This window comes from Burkholderia sp. Se-20378, from assembly GCF_017104665.1.
GTDB lineage: Bacteria > Pseudomonadota > Gammaproteobacteria > Burkholderiales > Burkholderiaceae > Burkholderia > Burkholderia lata.
In genome coordinates, this window is the sequence record NZ_JAAGPG010000006.1 from 48,908 (window position 1) to 67,740 (window position 18,833).

17 protein-coding genes are annotated in these 18,833 nt (G+C 66.9%); 9 read left to right on the plus strand and 8 right to left on the minus strand.

What is annotated here, in order from left to right:
* Positions 1 to 21: 21 nt before the first annotated feature.
* From G3N93_RS01970 to G3N93_RS01980, 3 genes are all read left to right on the plus strand, one after another.
* Complete coding sequence (locus tag G3N93_RS01970; protein ID WP_174934778.1) at positions 22 to 789, plus strand: class II aldolase/adducin family protein; 768 nt, start codon at positions 22 to 24, stop codon at positions 787 to 789.
* 107 nt (positions 790 to 896) lie between these two features.
* Positions 897 to 2,726 carry an acyl-CoA dehydrogenase gene (locus tag G3N93_RS01975; RefSeq protein WP_206132197.1) on the plus strand — a complete coding sequence of 610 codons (1,830 nt, stop codon included), beginning with the start codon at positions 897 to 899 and terminating at the stop codon, positions 2,724 to 2,726.
* Positions 2,727 to 2,874: 148 nt separating this feature from the next.
* Positions 2,875 to 3,855: an NADPH:quinone oxidoreductase family protein gene (locus G3N93_RS01980; protein ID WP_206132198.1), complete on the plus strand. Its 981-nt coding sequence runs from the start codon at positions 2,875 to 2,877 to the stop codon at positions 3,853 to 3,855.
* A gap of 63 nt (positions 3,856 to 3,918) precedes the next feature.
* Here the strand turns inward: G3N93_RS01980 and G3N93_RS01985 are convergent, their stop codons facing one another.
* Both G3N93_RS01985 and G3N93_RS01990 read right to left on the minus strand, forming a co-directional pair.
* Entirely contained in the window at positions 3,919 to 4,563 is a 645-nt protein-coding gene (locus G3N93_RS01985; RefSeq protein ID WP_206132199.1) for an SGNH/GDSL hydrolase family protein, read from the minus strand.
* A 22-nt stretch (positions 4,564 to 4,585) separates the two neighbouring features.
* Complete coding sequence (locus G3N93_RS01990) at positions 4,586 to 5,122, minus strand: PadR family transcriptional regulator (RefSeq protein WP_174934771.1); 537 nt, start codon at positions 5,120 to 5,122, stop codon at positions 4,586 to 4,588.
* A 151-nt stretch (positions 5,123 to 5,273) separates the two neighbouring features.
* Between G3N93_RS01990 and G3N93_RS01995 the strand changes: the two genes are divergently transcribed.
* Positions 5,274 to 7,298: an FAD-dependent oxidoreductase gene (locus G3N93_RS01995; RefSeq protein WP_206132200.1), complete on the plus strand. Its 2,025-nt coding sequence runs from the start codon at positions 5,274 to 5,276 to the stop codon at positions 7,296 to 7,298.
* A 50-nt stretch (positions 7,299 to 7,348) separates the two neighbouring features.
* A complete protein-coding gene (locus G3N93_RS02000) occupies positions 7,349 to 7,789 on the plus strand; it encodes a nuclear transport factor 2 family protein (RefSeq protein ID WP_206132201.1) in 441 nt (146 codons plus the stop codon).
* Positions 7,790 to 7,821: 32 nt separating this feature from the next.
* Here G3N93_RS02000 and G3N93_RS02005 read toward each other — a convergent pair whose 3' ends face one another.
* Positions 7,822 to 9,255, minus strand: a complete 1,434-nt coding sequence (locus tag G3N93_RS02005; protein WP_206132202.1) for a PLP-dependent aminotransferase family protein — start codon at positions 9,253 to 9,255, stop codon at positions 7,822 to 7,824.
* A 167-nt stretch (positions 9,256 to 9,422) separates the two neighbouring features.
* Here G3N93_RS02005 and G3N93_RS02010 point away from each other — a divergent pair, with 167 nt between their 5' ends.
* Both G3N93_RS02010 and G3N93_RS02015 read left to right on the plus strand, forming a co-directional pair.
* The gene (locus G3N93_RS02010) at positions 9,423 to 10,583 is read left to right on the plus strand and encodes a pyridoxal phosphate-dependent aminotransferase (protein WP_206132203.1); all 1,161 of its coding nucleotides are present in this window, start codon (positions 9,423 to 9,425) and stop codon (positions 10,581 to 10,583) included.
* A gap of 69 nt (positions 10,584 to 10,652) precedes the next feature.
* On the plus strand, positions 10,653 to 11,384 hold the full coding sequence (locus G3N93_RS02015) for a transporter substrate-binding domain-containing protein (protein ID WP_206132204.1): 732 nt from the start codon (positions 10,653 to 10,655) through the stop codon (positions 11,382 to 11,384).
* 48 nt (positions 11,385 to 11,432) lie between these two features.
* Here the strand turns inward: G3N93_RS02015 and G3N93_RS02020 are convergent, their stop codons facing one another.
* From G3N93_RS02020 to G3N93_RS02040, 5 genes are read right to left on the minus strand one after another with little or no spacing between them, the layout of a single operon-like run.
* Positions 11,433 to 12,509, minus strand: a complete 1,077-nt coding sequence (locus tag G3N93_RS02020; RefSeq protein ID WP_206132205.1) for a S9 family peptidase — start codon at positions 12,507 to 12,509, stop codon at positions 11,433 to 11,435.
* A 13-nt stretch (positions 12,510 to 12,522) separates the two neighbouring features.
* Complete coding sequence (locus G3N93_RS02025) at positions 12,523 to 14,190, minus strand: bifunctional 3-(3-hydroxy-phenyl)propionate/3-hydroxycinnamic acid hydroxylase (RefSeq protein ID WP_206132206.1); 1,668 nt, start codon at positions 14,188 to 14,190, stop codon at positions 12,523 to 12,525.
* Positions 14,191 to 14,240: 50 nt separating this feature from the next.
* Positions 14,241 to 15,308, minus strand: a complete 1,068-nt coding sequence (locus G3N93_RS02030) for a maleylacetate reductase (RefSeq protein ID WP_206132207.1) — start codon at positions 15,306 to 15,308, stop codon at positions 14,241 to 14,243.
* Between the two features lie 7 nt (positions 15,309 to 15,315).
* Positions 15,316 to 15,618: a Dabb family protein gene (locus tag G3N93_RS02035; RefSeq protein ID WP_174934753.1), complete on the minus strand. Its 303-nt coding sequence runs from the start codon at positions 15,616 to 15,618 to the stop codon at positions 15,316 to 15,318.
* Entirely contained in the window at positions 15,615 to 16,496 is an 882-nt protein-coding gene (locus G3N93_RS02040; protein WP_206132208.1) for an intradiol ring-cleavage dioxygenase, read from the minus strand. Before G3N93_RS02040 ends, G3N93_RS02035 begins: the two co-directional genes overlap by 4 nt.
* A gap of 118 nt (positions 16,497 to 16,614) precedes the next feature.
* Here G3N93_RS02040 and G3N93_RS02045 point away from each other — a divergent pair, with 118 nt between their 5' ends.
* On the plus strand, positions 16,615 to 17,538 hold the full coding sequence (locus G3N93_RS02045) for a LysR family transcriptional regulator (protein WP_089430918.1): 924 nt from the start codon (positions 16,615 to 16,617) through the stop codon (positions 17,536 to 17,538).
* A 162-nt stretch (positions 17,539 to 17,700) separates the two neighbouring features.
* A complete protein-coding gene (locus G3N93_RS02050; protein ID WP_174941353.1) occupies positions 17,701 to 18,609 on the plus strand; it encodes a transporter in 909 nt (302 codons plus the stop codon).
* Positions 18,610 to 18,833 lie beyond the last annotated feature (224 nt).

Sequence of the window (18,833 nt, forward strand, 5' to 3'; positions counted from 1 at the left end):
CCTTGAACAAGGAGTGTCGACGTGGCCTCATCCGATGTCAGCGTGAAACAGGCAGTTTCCCCCACCGAATGGGATGCGCGAGTCAACCTGGCGGCGGCCTACCGCCTCACCGCGCTGTTCGGCTGGGACGATCTCGTGTTCACCCATATTTCCGCGCGCGTGCCCGGCCCGGAGCACCACTTCCTGATCAACCCGTACGGGATGATGTTCGACGAGATCACCGCATCGTCGCTGGTGAAGGTCGACCTCGACGGACGCAAGGTGTCCGAATCACCTTACGAGATCAACCCGGCCGGTTTCACCATCCACAGCGCGGTGCATGCGGCCCGCGACGACGCGCTGTGCGTGATGCATACGCATTCGATCAACGGCGTCGCCGTGTCGGCGCAGGAAGGGGGCTTGCTGCCGCTGTCGCAGCAGTCGCTCGGCGTGCTGGCGTCGCTCGGCTATCACGACTACGAGGGCATTGCGCTCAACGAGGGCGAGAAGGCGCGCCTCGTGCACGACCTCGGCGCCAACACGAACCTGATGCTGCGCAACCACGGCCTGCTGACCGTCGGCGCGACGCCGGCAGACGCGTTCGTCGCGATGTACTTCTTCGAATCAGCCTGCATGATCCAGGTCCGTGCGCAGGCGGGCGGCTCGGCGCTGTTGCCGATCGCGCAGCCGATTCTCGACGGCATCAAGCAGCAGATCGCCGCGGTGACGCGCGGGATGGGCGCCGGGGCGCTCGTCTGGCCGGGCCTGCTGCGCCGGCTCGATCGGCGCAATCCCGGTTACGCGGACTAGCGCATCCGTCGTTGTCGTTTTAGAACGACCGTGCTAAATTCCTGCCAGCACTAGCGGTCACGGAACCCTTCATTCGGCTGACGAAGCCGGCCCCGGGAGGCAGCACGATGAGCTTGTTGATGTCGCGACGCGATCTCGCGTTCCTGCTGTATGACTGGCTCGACGCGGAAGCGCTCGTCGCGCTGCCGCGTTACGCCGAGCACAGTCGCGAGACGTTCGACGCGGTACTCGATACCAGCGAGCGGATTGCCGAAGACCTGTTCGCGCCGCATGCGGCGCGTGGCGATCGCGAGGAGCCGCAGTTCGACGGCGAGCGCGTGACGCTGATTCCAGACGTCGCACCGGCCGTGCGCGCCTTTGCGGATGCCGGGCTGATCGCCGCGGGCCATGACGAAGCGCTCGGCGGCATGCGCTTGCCGAAACTGGTCGAAGCCGCGTCGTTCCTGTTCTTCCAGGCCGCGAACATCGCAACGGCCGCCTATCCGTTCCTGACCGTCGCCAACGCGAACCTGCTCGTCGCGCACGGCAGCCCCGCGCAGATCTACGCGTTTGCACGCCCCGAACTGGAAGGGCGCTACCTCGGCACCATGTGCCTGTCCGAGCCGCAAGCCGGTTCGTCGCTGTCCGACATCGCGACGCGCGCGGATTTCGAAGGCGACTCGCCGCTCGGCCCGCGCTACCGGCTGACGGGCAACAAGATGTGGATCTCGGGCGGCGAACACGAGCTGACGGAGAACATCGTCCATCTCGTGCTTGCGAAGATTCCCGACGAACACGGCCGGCTGCTGCCCGGCACGCGCGGCATCTCGCTGTTCATCGTGCCCAAGTACCTGCCGGGCGCCGACGGCGCGGCGCAGGGCGAGCACAACGACGTGGTGCTCGCCGGGCTGAACCACAAGATGGGTTACCGTGGCACCACCAACTGCCTGCTGAACTTCGGCGAAGGCACGCGCTACCGTCCGGAAGGGCGCGCAGGCGCGATCGGCTATCTGGTCGGCCAGCCGAACCACGGCCTCGCGTATATGTTCCACATGATGAACGAAGCGCGCATCGGTGTCGGCGCGGGCGCGGTGGCGCTCGGTTACACGGGTTATCTGCACGCGCTCGACTACGCGCGCAACCGGCCGCAAGGGCGCCCGCTCGGGCCGGCGGGCAAGGACGCCGCCGCGCCTCAGGCGCCGATCGTCGAACATCCCGACGTGCGGCGCATGCTGCTCGCGCAGAAGGCCTATGTCGAAGGCGGTCTTGCGCTGATCCTGTATTGCGCGAAGCTGGTCGATGAAGCACGCGCGCACGACGACGCGGACGTGCGCGCCCATGCTACGCGCCTGCTCGACATCCTGACGCCGATCGCGAAAAGCTGGCCGTCGCAGTGGTGTCTCGCTGCGAACGACCTCGCGATCCAGGTGCACGGCGGCTATGGCTACACGCGTGATTACGCGGTCGAACGGCTCTATCGCGACAATCGTCTCAATCCGATTCACGAAGGCACGCACGGGATCCAGGCGCTCGACCTGCTGGGCCGCAAGGTCGCACAGGACGATGGCGCGTTGCTGCACGCACTCGATGCACGGATCGGCGCGACCGTCGAACGTGCACGCACGCTCGATGCCGGCCTGCGCGAACAAGCCGATGCGCTGGCGCAGCGCTGGGCGCGGCTGGTCGAGGTCACGCGGCAACTCGGCGCGATCGGCGATCCGCAGGCGCGGCTCGCGAACGCGAGCGTCTACCTGGAAGCGTTCGGCCATGTCGTCGTCGCGTGGCTGTGGCTCGACGTAACGCTCGCCGCGCACGGGCAGGCCGACGATTTCCACGACGGCAAGCGTGCGGCGGCCCGCTATTTCTTCAACTGGGAATTGCCGAAAGTGGATGCGCAGCTCGATCTGCTCGCGAGCGTCGACACGACGACGCTCGACATGCGCGACGCGTGGTTCTGATCATTGCTTCACTGACATTCCGGAATGCAGACGATGTCGCGGATGCCGATTCCGTCGGCTGTCGAGGGTTCGTCGTGAACCGGCCGTGCGGGCCTGCCCCGCAGGATGACTCGATGCGCGGCCACGCCGCACAAGGAGAGAGACGAACATGAAAGCCCTGTTGTGTACCGCATTCGGCCCGATCGACAGCTTGCGCATCGAGGACGTGGCGACTCCCGAACCGGCCGCGGGCCAGGTCCGGGTGCAGGTGAAGGCCGCGTCGCTCAATTTCCCCGACGCGCTGATCGTCCAGGGGTTGTACCAGGTGAAGCCGGCGCTGCCGTTTTCGCCGGGCGCGGAATTTGCCGGCGTGATCGACGCGGTGGGCGAGGGCGTGACCGCGTGGCAGCCGGGTGATTCGGTGGTCGCGTTCACCGGGCACGGCGGGTTCGCGCAGCAGTGCGTGGCCGACGTGCACCAGATTGCCGCATTGCCGCCGGGCATGACCTTCGAGCAGGGCGCGGCACTGGTGCTCGCGTATGGCACGTCGCTGCACGCATTGCAGCAGCGGGCGCGGCTGCAAGAAGGCGAGACGTTGCTCGTACTGGGCGCGGCGGGCGGCGTTGGCCTCGCGGCGATCGAGATCGCGAAGGCGCTCGGCGCGCGTGTGATCGCGGCCGCGTCGAGTGCGGACAAGCTGGCGTTGTGTCGTGAGGCGGGCGCCGACGAGACGATCGACTATGCGACCGAAGACCTGCGCCGCCGTGTGGACGAGTTGACCGGCGGGCGCGGCGCGGACGTCGTCTACGATCCGGTGGGCGGCGCCTACAGCGAGGCGGCGTTGCGCGCGACCGCCTGGCACGGCCGGTTCCTCGTGGTCGGTTTCGCGGCCGGCGAGATTCCGAAGATCGCGCTGAACCTGGCGCTGCTCAAGGAGCGCGACATTCTGGGCGTGTTCTGGGGCGATGCCGTGCGCCGCGACCCGAAGCAGCATGTCGCGAACATGCGCCTGCTTGCCGAATGGTTCGCGGCCGGCAAGGTGCGGCCCGCGATCACCGAGCGCGTGTCGCTCGCCGGTGCGACCGACGCGATCGCGCGGATGGCGAACCGGCAGGTGAAGGGCAAGGTGGTGATCCTGCCGGACGCGTGACCGGCGTTCCGCGCGCGGCGTGCCGGTGGACGCCGCGCGGTTGCGGTTTAGCGCTCGTGCGCGTTACGCAATCTGCTGCAGAAGGGCGGCGACCCGCTGCCCGAGCGCACGATGCTGATCGGCCGCGAAGTGAACGCCATCCACCGGGCTCACCTCGATGATCGCGCCGGCGTCGAGAAAGTGCGCACCGGCATCGTTTGCCACCTGTTCGTACCGCTTCGCGAGCTGCCGCGACTTCGCTGCGCCGCCCGCGAAGATCTCGCCGAGGAAGCCGACCTCGACGATCGGCGCAGGCGCCATCAGCACGAGCTTCGGTGCCGCACCGGACGGACCTGCGTCGCACGCAGCGATCTCGGCAAGCAATACGCCGACCGACGTCGCGATATCGGCGGGCGTGACGGAGAAGCGTGTCTTCAGATCGTTGGTCCCGAGCATCAGCACGACGACGTCGACCGGCAAGTGGCTTTCGAGGCACGCGCGCAGATACGACAAACCGTTCTTGTGCCGGCCTTCGATCGGATCGTCATGCACGGTCGTCCGCGCGGGCAACCCTTCTTCAATGACCCGCCAGCTCGCACCGAGCGTCTGCGCCAGCACGCCGGTCCAGCGTTCCTCGCGGGCAAACCGCTCCAGTACGCCGGCACGCGTCATCGGGCGTGTGCCATGCGTGTTCGAATCGCCGTAGCAGAGCACGGTTTTCTGCGTCATCGTCATTTACTCCGTCAGTCGGTCAGTCTTTCGGCGAGCGCAGCACGTCGAGCGCATGCTGCGAGAATTCGACCCAGAACCGCTCGTTCGCGATGCCGGCCTGCAGCACCAGATGCTGAAGGCGCTTCGTGCGCGAATCGGCGTCTTCCGAAAAATCGCGCGCCTCGATCTGCAGATACAGGTCGAGCTTTTCCTGGTGCAGCGCGATGCGTCGCCTGATTTCGTCCTCGAGGCCGGCCGGGCCGAGCACCGCTTCCGCGCGCAGACGCACCATCAGCGCTTCGCGCAGCGGCGTCGGATCTTCCGGTTCGGCGATCCAGCGCCGCAACTCCTTCTTGCCGGCCGGCAGGATCCGGTACGCGCGCTTGCGGCCGCGCCCCGACTCGGCCGGCAGCGATTCGATCCAGCCCGTTTCCTCGAGACGCCCCAGCTCGCGATAGATCTGCTGGTGTGTCGCCTGCCAGAAATAGCCGATCGAGCGATCGAAGCGGTCGGCGAGTTCGGAGCCTGAACCCGGGCGTTCGGCGAGGGCGGTGAGGAGTGCGTGGGGCAGGGACATGTCGGATCGGAGGAGGCCGCGGAATGAACCGCATCTTGCCATATCGGGGCCACGGTACAAGATGCTGGATGCGTTTATGCAACGGGTTGCATAAACGAAAAGGGTGATCTACTATCTGTGCAACTTGTTGCATAAAAAATGGAGACACCCCATGACATCGCGTTATCCGCATCTGACGACCCCGCTCGAGCTCGGCTTCACGTCGCTCAGGAACCGAGTGCTGATGGGGTCGATGCACGTCGGCCTCGAGGAAGCACCGAACGGCTTCGAGCGAATGGCGGCGTTCTATGCCGAGCGCGCGCGCGGCGAAGCCGGCCTGATCGTGACGGGCGGATTCGCGCCGAACGAGCGCGGCCGTCCGGCGCCGGGTGGTGCAATGCTGACGAACGAAGCGGAAGCCGAGCGTCACCGTGTCGTGACGCGTGCGGTGCACGCGGAGGGCGGCAAGATCGCACTGCAGATCCTGCATTTCGGGCGCTACGCGTATCACCCGGCGCTCGCCGCGCCGAGTGCGCTGAAGGCGCCGATCAACCCGTTCACGCCGCATGCGCTGAGCAGCGATGAAGTCGACGAGACGATTGCCGATTTCGTGCGCTGCGCGGCGCTCGCGCAGCATGCCGGTTACGACGGCGTCGAGATCATGGGGTCGGAGGGCTACCTGATCAACGAGTTCATCGCCGCGCGCACGAACCATCGCGACGACGCATGGGGCGGCGCCTACGAGAACCGCATCCGGTTCCCGGTCGAGATCGTGCGACGCGTGCGCGAGCGGGTCGGCACGAACTTCATCGTGATCTACCGGCTGTCGATGCTCGATCTCGTCGAAGGCGGCTCGACGCTCGACGAAGTGATCCGGCTCGCACAGGCAATCGAAGCGGCCGGTGCAACGATCATCAATACGGGCATCGGCTGGCACGAGGCGCGCATTCCGACCATCGCGACGAAGGTGCCGCGCGCCGCGTATGCATGGGTCACGCGGCAGTTGATGGGCAAGGTCGGCATCCCGCTCGTCGCGACCAACCGGATCAACACGCCGGAAGTCGCCGAGCAACTGCTCGCCGACGGCTATTGCGACATGGTGTCGATGGCGCGGCCGTTCCTCGCCGATGCCGAGTTCGTCCGCAAGGCGCGGGAAGGGCGTGCGGACGAAATCAACACGTGCATCGGCTGCAACCAGGCCTGCCTCGACCATACGTTCAGCGGCAGGATCACGTCGTGTCTCGTGAATCCGCGCGCGTGCCATGAAACCGAGCTCGTGATTCGGCCCGCGCAGCAGCGCAAGCGGATCGCCGTCGTCGGCGCCGGGCCGGCGGGCCTCGGCTTCGCGGTCACCGCGGCCGAGCGCGGTCATGCGGTGACGCTGTACGAAGCCGGCGCCGAGATCGGCGGCCAGTTCAACATCGCGAAGAAGGTGCCCGGCAAGGAAGAATTCAACGAGACGCTGCGCTATTTCCGCCGGCAGATCGAACTGCGCGGCGTGACGCTTCACCTCGATACGCGTGCGACCGCCGAGATGCTGCTGCAAGGCGAATTCGACGAAGTGGTGATCGCGACGGGCATCGTGCCGCGTACGCCGCCGATCGATGGTGTCGGGCACGCGAAGACGCTCGGCTATCTCGACGTGTTGCGCGATGACCAGGCCGTGGGCAGCAGCGTTGCGATCGTCGGCGCCGGCGGAATCGGCTTCGACGTCGCGGAATACCTCGTTCATCGCGCGGGCGCCGAGCACGTCGACGCGGGCCGGTTCTTCACGGAGTGGGGTGTCGACCCGTCGTATGCGAACGCAGGCGGCTTGCGCCACGCGCACCCCGAACCGGCGGCGCGACAAATCCATCTGCTGCAGCGCAAGGCGTCGAAGGTCGGCGACGGGCTCGGCAAGACCACCGGCTGGATTCACCGCACGGGGCTGAAGGCGCGCGGCGTCGGGATGTCGTCGGCGGTGACCTACCGGCGCATCGACGACGATGGCTTCCATGTGACGATCGACGGCGTCGAACAGACGCTGCCGGTGGACAACGTCGTGATCTGCGCGGGACAGGAGCCGTTGCGCGAACTGGCGGAACAACTGGAGGCCGCCGGGCGCAAGGTGCACGTGATCGGTGGCGCGTACGAAGCGGCCGAGCTCGATGCGAAACGCGCGATTCACCAGGGCACGACGCTGGCCGCCACCCTTTGAGATTTGAGACCGATTCGCTTCTTTTCCGCCCGACGATACAGGAGTCTTCGATGACGAACGCACCGCTGCATCTTCAACCCGCCGTCGCGCAATCGCTCGACAAGTGGCATGCGATGATCGAACGCAAGGATTTTGGCGCACTGGAATCGATCGTCCATCCGGACGCCGTGTTCCGTTCGCCGATGGCGTTCAAGCCCTACGGGCCGGCGCCCGCGCTATTGCTGGCGCTGCGCACGGTGATCACGATCCTCCAGGATTTCACGTATTACCGGCAGTTCGTCACCGACGACGGCAAGAGCGTGGTGCTGGAGTTCAGCGCGGCCGTCGGCGACAAGGCGCTGAAAGGGATCGACATGATCCGCTTCGACGACGAAGGGCGGATCGTCGAATTCGAGGTCATGATCCGGCCGTTCAATGCGCTGCAGGCGCTCGGTACGGAAATGGGCGCGCGGCTCGCGCAGCAGTTGACGGCGTTCAAGATCGGCAACTGAGCGGGGCGATTGCGGCGCGGCGGCCGCCGCGTTCAGCGCGCGAGCTGGGCCCGTGCGAGCCGGCCCAGGCATCGGACGCCGTCCTCGATGTGTTCGTTCCATACATGCCCCGCGCTCAGGCGCAGGCAATGACGAAAGCGCCGGCTGGCGGAGAAGATGTCGCCCGGCGCAAAGCAGATACCTTGTTCGAGCGCGGCATCGAACAGCGCGCGTGAATCGAATCGCTTCGGCAGTTCGAGCCAGAGCACGAATCCGCCGGCTGGCCGGCTTACTTTCGTGTCGGCCGGAAAGCTGGCCTCGATCGTGCGCGTCATCCGCGCCAGGTTGTCCTCGAACACGCGCCGGATGCGGCGCAAATGTGCATCGTATGCGCCGCTCGCGAGGAAGTCGGCCACCGCGACCTGCAGCAACACGGGGCCGCACAGGCTGAGCGCAAGCTTGCGTTCCATCACCTGCCGAGTGCGCGCACCCGCCGCGATCCAGCCGATCCGGTATCCCGGGGCGAGGCTCTTCGAGAACGAACTGCAGTAGATCGTATCGGCCCCGCTGTCGAGCGCGCTGAACGGCCTCGGCCTATCTCGCCCGAAGTGGATGTCGCCGTAGACGTCATCTTCGATCAGCGGCACGCGATGGCGTGCGAGCAGGGCAAGCAGCGCCCGTTTGTCGTCCTCGCTCATCGCGGAGCCGAGCGGATTGCCGAAGCTCGACGACAGCACGCAGGCGGCGATCGATTCCGCTTCGAGCCGCTGCGCGAGCATGCCGACGTCGACACCGCGCAGCGGGTCGGTCGGCAACTCCAGCGCCTTCAGTCCCAGTGCCTCCAGCGTGTGAAGCAGGCCGAAGTAGGTCGGCGATTCCACCGCAATCGTGTCGCCCCGCGTCGCCACCTCATTCAGCGCGAGCGTCAACGCTTCGGTGCAGCCGTTCGTGACGAGGATGTCGTCGGCGGACAGCGGATGGCCGAAGCGCATGGCCCGCCGCGCGATTTCGCGGCGCAGCGCCGGTTCGCCGTAGGGCGCGCAATAGACGTTGTAGCGCGTGCCATGCTGGCGCGCCGCGCGGGCGAGGGCCAGGTCGAGCCGCTTCGATTGCAGCAGCGCCGGATCGGGCACCGCGCATCCGAGCGGCACGAGTGCCGAGTTGGCCGCATGTTCGAGCATCGCGGCGACTGCGCCGCTGATCGACACCGTCGATGCCTTCGCGCGCGAACGCGATGCGCTCGGCAAGGCAAGCGTGCCGCCGCGCGCGGCCGCGACATAGAAGCCCGACTGCGGCCGCGATACGAGCACGCCGCGATCTTCGAGCAGACGGTATGCCTGCAGCGCGGTGGACACGCTGATGCGCTGCTGTTCGCTGACGGTACGCACGGACGGCAGCCGGGTGCCCGGCGCCAGCGTACCGTTCTCGATCATGCCGACGATGAGGTCGGCCAGCTGCCTGTAGCGGAATGACGTCTGCGTTTCCATGGGGTACCAGCGGCAGGGGAGTGTCCGATTATCGACCGTTCGACGCGATCTCGCCACGCCTAATTGTGTCGGTTCAATCGGCAGAAAATTGTGGCTGTTATGGTTTTTGTGCGGGCGCTACGATGGCGGTGATCCGATCCATCGATCGGCCATTGCGAGGCTTGCCCATGCAGACGACACAAACGCATTCCGGCGGGTGGCGCGGACGATTTCCGTACAACGAAATCATCTCGCTGCTCGACGTGAACCGGACGTTCAACCTGGCGGAGAGCACGTCGCAAGACCTGACGGTCGGCGAGCTGCTGGATCTGGCCGGCGTCGAAGCGGTCCGCAACCTGAAGCTCGGCTACAGTCAGTCGGCGGGTGCAGCGGTGCTGCGCGATGCGATTGCCGACACCTGCAATGTGCGTGCCGAGCAGATCGTGACGACGCAAGGCACTGCGCTCGGGCTGTTTCTGCTGGCCTATGAAGTGTGCCGGCCCGGCGACGAGGCCGTGCTGGCGACACCCTGCTTTCCACCGAGTCGAGACTGCCTGGTCGGCGCCGGCGCGACGGTGCGTGAAGTGCGGCTGTCGTTCGAGAACGGCTACCGGCTGGACTTCGCGCAGTTCGACGCGAGCCTGTCGTCGAAGACGCGGCTGGTCAGCATCGCATCCCCGCAGAATCCGGGCGGCGTGCAGGCGTCGCGCGCGGAGATCGATGCATTGCTGGCGCTGATGGCGCAGCGGTGCCCGGACGCGATACTGTTCATCGACGAGACCTATCGCGAAGCAAGCTACGGCGATGCGGCCGTGGCAGCCAGTTTCGCGGGTGTCGATCCGCGCATCGTCACGGGGTCGTCGGTGTCGAAAGCGCTGGGCGCGCCCGGTCTGCGGACCGGGTGGCTCACGGTGGCCGATGCGGGGCTTCGGGCGCGTCTGCTCGTCGCGAAACTGAATACGGTGATCTCGGGTTCGGTACTCGACGAGACGCTGGCTGCGACCGTGCTGCGCCACCGCGAACACGTGCTTGCGCCCCGGCGTCGGCTGCTTGCGGGCGCGCTCGATATCGTGTCGGGCTGGTGCGAACGCGAGCGTGCGCGGGTCGAGTGGGTGCGGCCCGATGCGGGCGCACTGTGCTGTGTGCGGTTGCGTCACGATGCTTTCGACGAGCAGGCCGTGTCGCGCTTCTGGCAGAAGTTGCCGGATCACGACGTGCAGCTCGCATCAGGGACGTGGTTCGGCGAAAGCAGCCGCGTGTTCAGGCTCGGGTTCGGTTATCTGCCGCTGGAGCGATTGCCGTCTGCGTTGATGGCGCTGTCTCGGGCGATGGATGCGGCGGTTGCATGAATCGGTTACATGAATCGGGGGCCCGGCGTCCGGGCGCGACGAACATCATTGAACGTCAGGAGTGACACCATGAAGGTAAGGATTGCGTACATCGAGGAGCCGCCGTTCTACTGGACGGCAGAAGACGGTACCGTGACCGGCGCGGATGTCGAGGTGGCCGAGGTGGTGCTGCGCGCGATCGGCGTGACGGAAATCGAATATCACCCGACGTCGTTCGAGGCGCTGCTGCCGGGCGTGCAGGCCGGGCGCTGGGACATGAACGTGCCGATCTTCGTGACGGCCGAACGCGCGCGGCACGTGACGTTCAGCGTCCCGGTGTGGGCGATCGGCGACGGCTTCGTGCTGCAGGCCGGCAACCCGAAACAGTTGACGAGCTACGCGGCCATCGCGGCGCGCAGCGATGCGCGGCTGGCGTGCGTGACCGACCAGGTGCAGATCGATTCGGCCAGGGCGGCCGGCGTGCGCGACGCTCAGATCGTCATCTTCAAGGATCAACCCGACGCAGTGGCCGCGTTGCTTGCAGGGCAGGTCGACGCGTTCGCGAGCACCGCGATCGGGGCCCGCGCGGTCGCCGACACGGACACGCGACTGGAGGCCGTTTCGCACGAGCGGGGGGCGGGTAAGGCCGCGCCCGTGGGCGGATTTTCGTTCAGCCAGAACAGCGACACGCTCGTGCAGGCCGTGAACGCGAAGCTGCGCGAGTATCTCGGCTCGGCCGATCATCGCGAGCGGATGGCGAAGTACGGCTTCACGCATGCGGAAATCGACGGCGTGGTGGAGAACGGCGGCGCGAAGTCGTAATGTCGCGCGCGGGGTCGGCCGTTCGCACGGTCGACCCCGCACGCGTGATCATTCAGCCGCAGCTTGCGCGAACCGCTCGACGAACCAGTCGCAGACGAACGCGGTTCGCTCGGACGCGTGGTTGTAGATCGTGTGCTCGCCGTCCGGCCAGACCTTGAGCGTCGCCTCGCCGGACGTCGCCGCATCGAGAAACGGTTGCTGATCGTCGAGCCGGATCAGTGGATCTTCGCCGCCGTGCAGCACCAGCAGCGGGCACGCGATGCGGTCGCGTTCGGACGAGAAGCTCATCCGCGCGAAATTCGCCGCAACCGCATCGGGATCGTCGTTGCCGAGCATGGCCGCAGCCTGTTCGACGAATGTGCGGAACGGCAGCAGCGTTGGCGCCGCGAGTGCGCCGTTCACGCAGCAGGCGGCGATCCGTTGGTCGCTTGCAGCGGTCGATGCGGCCCACAACCCGCCGATGCTGTTCCCCCAGATGCCGATCGGCCCGGGTACGCGATCGATGGCAGCATCGACGAAGCGTCGATATGCGGCGCTCATGTCGACGTCGACGAAGATCCGCTGTTCGAGCCGCGTCTCGCCCTGGCCCGGCCCCTCGGCGAGCAGCGTGGCGATGCCGCGCGCCGCAAGCGCGCGTGCGATCGGCCAGTACGCGAAGCCCCAGCCGCTCTGGCCGCCGAAGAGGATGACGGTGCCGCGGACGCGTTCGGTCGGCGGCCGGACCAGCCAGCCGATCAGGTGCGCATCGTCGAACGGCACTTCGACGCGTTCGATGCGCTTGTCGGACCAGCGCGCGAGACCGTGCGACGCGTCGACGAGCCGCGCATAGAGCGCGCGCTTGCGCGGCACATCATGATTGAACGCCATCTGCGCAAACAGCAGGTTCGCGATCGCCATCGCCTGTGCGTCGGCGGCCGTAACAAGGTGGCCGGCTTCCGCCGCCTGCGCGGCACGCGTGAGCTGCGCGTCGGCCAGTGCTTCGGCCGCGACGTCCCACGGTTCGCCCGCGGACGTGCGCGCGTGCAGCGCCATTGCGTCCGCATGGTCCATTCCGCAGTCGAGCAAGCGCGTGACGGGCATCGCGCGTTGCAGGGACAGCGCGAACGGTGACAGTTCGGTCGTCATGCGTAGGTTTCCTTTACGAGGCGTGAGTGACGGCCGCCGAGGCCGCCGAAGCCGCGAACGGCTCGGTCGACGCCGCGGACCAGTGCAGCTTGTCGCGGAGTGCATCGACGAGCGTGCCGAGGTCGCGCAGGTCGGCCACCGAACCGAACACGATGAAATCGGGCCGAGCGATATACGCGCCGATCCCGTGTGCCTGCATGAACGCTTGCTGCTCGCCGTCGAGGTCGACCACGGCATCGGGTGCGCTCACGTCGTCGGACAGCACGGCCACGTGACAGCCGAGCCGCGCGAGAAACGCACGCTGCGCGTCGTCGAGGTAGCGGGAAGGGTGTTCGCGCGCGACGAGCTGGAATCCCCGGCCGACCACATCGTCGAAACGGCCCTCGGCCGCGCCGCGGCGCACGCGCCCCTGCGGCGCGGGTGCGCCGGTCGTCGGCTGGCGCGTGCCGTCGGCTTCGTCGTGCAGGATGCCGTGGTCGAGCTTCGGGAACGGCGGCATCGGCGGCATGTTGCCGGAGCGGAACGCCGCGTCGCGCTCGGCGACCTTGCGCGGATCGTCCTCGTTGACGACTTGCCCGAGAAACAGCGACATCTGCGTGATCGCGGTCACATGCGGGCGACGCTCGGCTTCGAACGTGTCGAGCAGGTCGGCGGAGGCGCGCCCGGTCAGCACCAGGTCGAGCTTCCACGCGAGGTTGATGCCGTCGCGCATGCCGGAGCACGCGCCTTGTCCCATGTACGGCATCATCGTGTGCGCCGCATCGCCGGCGAGGAGCACGCGGCCGGCGCGCCAGCGTTCGGCCATGCGCGTCTCGAACGTGTAGACGACGTGGCGCAGCAGCTTCAGGTCGTCCGGGCCGTAGCCGTAGTGGTCGTTGAGCCACTTCCAGCCGGCTTCTTCCGTTTCCCATTCGGCGGTCGATTCGTCCGGCAGCACGCGCAGTTCGAACCGCGTGCGCTTCGTGCCGATCGGCATGTGCATGTATGCGCGCGCCGGATCGCAGTAGATCGTCGTGCGCGCACAGCAGTCGCCCAGGTCGCGCTTGTTCTCCGAATCGAGATTGAGCCAGCGCTCGTTGTAGCCGAAATCGGATCGTTCGATGCCGAGCGTGCGGCGCACGAAGCTGTTCGCGCCATCGGCGCCGATCACGTAGCGGGCGCGAATGGCGCGCGGCGCGCCGGTCCATTGCGCGTCCTGGCTGCCGCGCGCCGGATGCGCGGTCAGCGTCACGCCGTCGTCGTCCTGCAGCAGCGTGTCGACTTCCCAGCCGCGCAGGATCGTCACGTTCTTGAAGGTGCTGGCGCGCGCATCGATCGCGTCCTCGATGTCGGGCTGGTAGATCGAGATGTGCGCGGGATAGCCGCACGCGCGGCCGGTCCAGTTCAGTTCGAGCAGCAGGTCGCCGTTCGCATCGCGGTAGTGGTAGGTGTCGACGGCTTTCGCATTGCGCAGCGCGTGATCGACGTCGGCACTCGCCTGCACGATGCGTGCGGTTTCGCCGTCGATGTGCGTGAGGCGCGGCAGGCCGTAGGGCGTCGGCCAGCGTTCGAGGACGATCACGCGATGGCCGGCGCGGCCCAGCATCGATGCGGCGACGAGGCCGGTCGGGCCGTAGCCGACGATGGCGACGTCACAGTGTTCGACGGTGCTGTCGCCGTGGGCGCTCGATTCGGTATTCATGCGGGGTGTCTCCATGACGGGGGCGTTTGTTGGTCTGTCGTGTGTTCGATTCAGCGCGCGGTCGAGCCGGGCAGGTTGCCGTCGAAGGCGTCCTGCAGCAGCGCGCGCAGGCCGTCGCGTTCGATCGGGCGCGGGTTCCAGTACGGATTGGCGGCCGCGAGATCGGCGGCGCGATCGAGGTCGGCTTCCTGCATGCCGATCGCCTTCAACGAGACCGGCGCGCCGTTGTCGAGCGCCAGTGCGTAGAGGCCGCGTGCGGCGTCGTTCGTGCCGATCGCGCGGGCGATCCGCTGCATCGCGTCCGGCGCGTGCGCGGCGTTGTACGCGAGCGCATGCGGCAGCACGACCGTGTGGGTAGGCGCGTGCGGCAGGTTGAAGCTGCCGCCGAGCGTATGACACAGCTTGTGGTGCAGCGCCATGCCGACGTTGCCGAGCACCATGCCGCACAACCACGCGCCGTAGAGCGCGTCGCTGCGCGCGTCGAGATCGGCGGGGTCGCGCCGCACGCCGGGCAGGCCGCGGGCGAGCGCGCGAATGCCTTCTTCGGCCACGAGGCTCATCACCGGATTCGCGTTGTTCGCGTAGAGGCCTTCCGCTGCGTGCGCGATCGCATTGAGGCCGCTCGTCACGGACAGCTCGACGGGCAGCGTGACGGTGAGCGCGGGATCGTAGATCACCGTTTTCGGCAGGACACGTGCATCGGAGCCCGTGCGCTTGAGGCCGCCCTCGGTGAGGCCGTAGATCGGCGTCATCTCGCTGCCGGCGTACGTGGTCGGTATCGCGAGGATCGGCAGGCTGCTTTCGAGTGCGATTGCCTTGCCGAGGCCGATCGTCGAGCCGCCGCCGATCGCGATCGCGCAGTCGGCATTGCACGATTTGGCGAACGCCTGCGCATCGCGGGCGATTTCGATCGGCACGTGCATCGTCGCACGATCGTAGAGTCCGGCCGCGCGCGCACCGAGCCGCTCGACGATGCTTTGCGCGAGGTCGCGCTGTTCCGGCGTGCAGAGCACGATCGCGCGTTGCGCGCCCAGTTCCAGCACTTCGCGTTCGAGATGCTCGAGGCTGCCTGCGCCGAAGATCACGCGGGCGGGGCGGGCCTGGTAGATGAAGTTCATGTCGTCGTCACTCCGTTGCGTAGTCGACCTGGTGGCGCGCGATGCGCAGGCCCGTCAGTGCGTCTCGTACGCGTGTGTGTTCGGGATGCGTCGCGTAAGCGTCGAGTGCTTCGCGCGACTCGAAGTCGGCGACGAGAATCAGGTCGCACGCGTAATCGGCCGCACTGAAATCCGCACCGACTTCGAGGTGCGTCATGCCCGGAATCCGGCCGCGCAGGCTTTCGAAGGCGGTCTTGACGGTGGTGCGTGCCACCGCGCGCTCGGGTTCGGTCGCGCCGGCGACGTTCCACATCACGACGTGGCGGATCATGCGGTGCGCTCCGCGGGATTGAGCACGAAGTCGTAATCGAGCGTGTAGAACGGCGTGTCCATGCGCGAGCCATCCGGTGCGATGCCGGGTGCGTGCCGCACCCAGTCCGCAACGAGCGTCGACCGTACGCCGAACACCGCATCGGAGTCGAGATAGCGGTCGCCGTCGCGGAACACGTGCGTGATCAGCGTTTCGTAGCCGCGCGCCTCGATCATGAAGTGCAGGTGCGCGGGGCGCCACGGATGACGGCCGAGCGCATCGAGCATCGCGCCGACGGGGCCGTCGTGCGGAATCGGATACGGTTCGGCGAGGATCGAGCGGAATGCGTAACGGCCGTCGGCGCCGGTGCGCAGGCGGCCGCGCGCGCGGTGCGTGACCGAGCCGTCGTCGGCCGGGAGCTGCACGTCGTAGTGCCCGTCCTCGTCGGCTTGCCAGACTTCCAGCGATGCGTGCGCGATCGGCATGCCGTCGATGCCGCGCACATGGCCCGACACGAAGCAGGGCTCGCCGCAGGCGCCGTTCGCGATGTCGTCGAACATCCCGAAATCGCGGCTGCCTTCGACGTAGAACGGACCGAATACGGTCGCCTCCGTGCAGCCGGCCGGCTTCGCATGGTTCTGCGCGGTGACGAGGGTCGACAGCCCGAGCACGTCGGACAGCAGGATGAACTCCTGGCGCTTGTCGTCGGTGATGTGGCCCACCGCCGTCAGGAAACCGATCGTGGTCTGCCATTCGGCTTCGGTGAGCTTCGTCTCGCGGGCAAACGAGTGCAGGTGCTGGACCAGGCTGGTCATCACCGTGCGCAACCGCTCGTCGCGACAGCCGCCCAGCGACGCGATCACGGCTTGCGTGATGGTGTCTTCGTTGAGATTGCGCATAGGGGGTGTCTCCTGATGTCGTTGGATGGCGCGTTGACGTAACATTAATTCCTCCTTGAATCGTAAAAAAGATGGTTTGGAGGAGTTTTGTTCTCCGCCAAGTGGAAGAATCGAACGCATGGACAAGTGGACGCAGATCGAATTTTTCGTGCAGGTCGCCGAACTGGGCAGCCTGTCGAAGGCCGCCGAGCGGCTCGGGATGTCGAGCGCGGCGGCGAGCCGCTGCCTGAACGCGCTGGAGGAACGGCTGGGTGCGCGGCTCGTCGAGCGCACCACGCGGCGCCTGTGGCTGACCGATGCGGGGCATGAATATCACCGGCGCTGCGTCGCGATCCTGATGGAACTGTCGGAAGCCGATGCGGCGGTCAACGAAGCGAGCGTCAATCCGGCCGGCACGCTGCGCGTGACCGCTTCGGTCTCGTTCGCGTCGATCTATATCGCGCCCGCATTGCCCGAGTTCCACCGGCGCTACCCGAACCTGAACGTACAGATCGTCGCGGCGAACCGCTATCCGGATTTCATCGAGGCCGGCATCGACGTGGCGATCCGCACGCGCGAGCATGAAGCGGATTCGGGCATCACCGTGCGCAAGCTCGCCGAGACGCGGCGCGTGCTGGCCGCGTCGCCCGGGTATCTGGCGAAGCACGGCGCGCCGGCGACGCCCGATGCGCTGTGCGATCACCGGCTGCTGGTCTACAACCTCGCGAACGATCCGTACGTGCTGCATTTCCGCCACGGCGCGAAGAAGCAGTCGGTCACGATCAAGAGCGTGCTCGATGCGAACGAGGGGCAGGTGATCCGCGCCGCGGCGCTGGCCGGGCTCGGCATCCTGATCCAGCCGCTCTACATCATTCACGACGATATCGTCGCGGGGAAGCTGGTGCCGGTGCTCACTGACTGGCAACTGCCGGCACTCACCGTCAACATCGCGTACCAGAGCCGCCGTCACCAGCCGGCGAAGATCCGCGTGTTCACCGAGTTCCTGATCGAACGGTTCGAACGCCTCGGGCTCGCGCGCAAATGGAAGGAAGTCGGCCGCTGATCGCAGGCCGGCGCTGCACCGTCGCGCATTTCTCCGTGTGACGGAGAACTGTTCTCCCGAACGTCGTCTTTTTCGCCGTTGTCGTGCGCTTTACATTGCGTCTCCCCGGGCCTGCGATGCCCGGCTCGCGATTACACGATAACAATCCGGTCTGGAGACGACATGAAATTCGCATTGCGACGGGTGCCGTTGGCACTCCTGATCGCTGGAGCCATCCAGGTTCCGGCGTCGGCCACGGAGAACGGGCAGATCAGCTATCCGTTCGGCGTCAACACGGTGCTGAACGGGCTGCTTCCGCCGCCCGGTAACACGCAGTACTTCAACTATGCGCTGTACTCGGCATCGAACCGGTTTGCCGGGCCGGACGGCGGCAGCGCGGTGCCGGGGTTCCACCTGAGCGTTGTCGCTCAGACGCCGCGCGTGGTCCACACCTGGGGCGCGACCTTCGGGCCGTTTTCGTTGTCGAGCAGCGCGATCGTACCGATCGTGCACCTGCATCTGTCGACGCCGGGCGGCACGGGAAACCGCACGTCGCTCGGCGACGTGATCCTCGAGCCGTTCATGCTCAACTATGCGAACGCCTCGAAGACCTTCTTCGCGTTCTTCTCGCCGTCGTTCGCGGTGCCGACCGGCGCGTATGCGGCGAACCGGATCGCGAACACGGGGCTGAACACGTATGCGTTCCTGCCGTACGTCAGCACGACCTGGTTTCCGGGCCGCGACTGGGAGATCTCGACGACCACGCTGCTGGAGCTGAATTCGCCGAACCATGCGACGCGGTACCACTCGGGGGCGGTCGCCGTGCTCGACTACCTGATCGGCTATTCGATCGACCGGCGCGTGCAGCTCGGCGTGCAGGGCACGTTCCTGAAGCAGTTCACCGACGATACGCAGGACGGCGTCAAGGTCGCGTCGGACGGCTTTCGCGGGCAATCGGTCGCGATCGGCCCGCAGTTGCGTTACATGTGGGGGCCGGCGTCGGGCGTGGTCGTGAAATACCAGCACGAGTTCGCGGTGCGCAACCGGCCGCAGGGCGACAAGCTGTGGGTGCAGTTCAGTTTCCCGTTGTAGGCACGGCGCGCGACGCCCGTCGGCAGGGCGGTCGGCACAACCTGACAAATTCCTGACGTGTCGGGTTGATATTTTGTATCATCTGACGTTTTGCGTCGCTGGCCGCCCGGGCTACCGGTGTGGCCGCGCGCGGCGACTCCATACGAAGATCGATACGACGTGACGAAAACCAGGAACACGCCGGCGCGCGGGGAGCGGCACGCTGTCGCGGCGCGCCGGCCCAC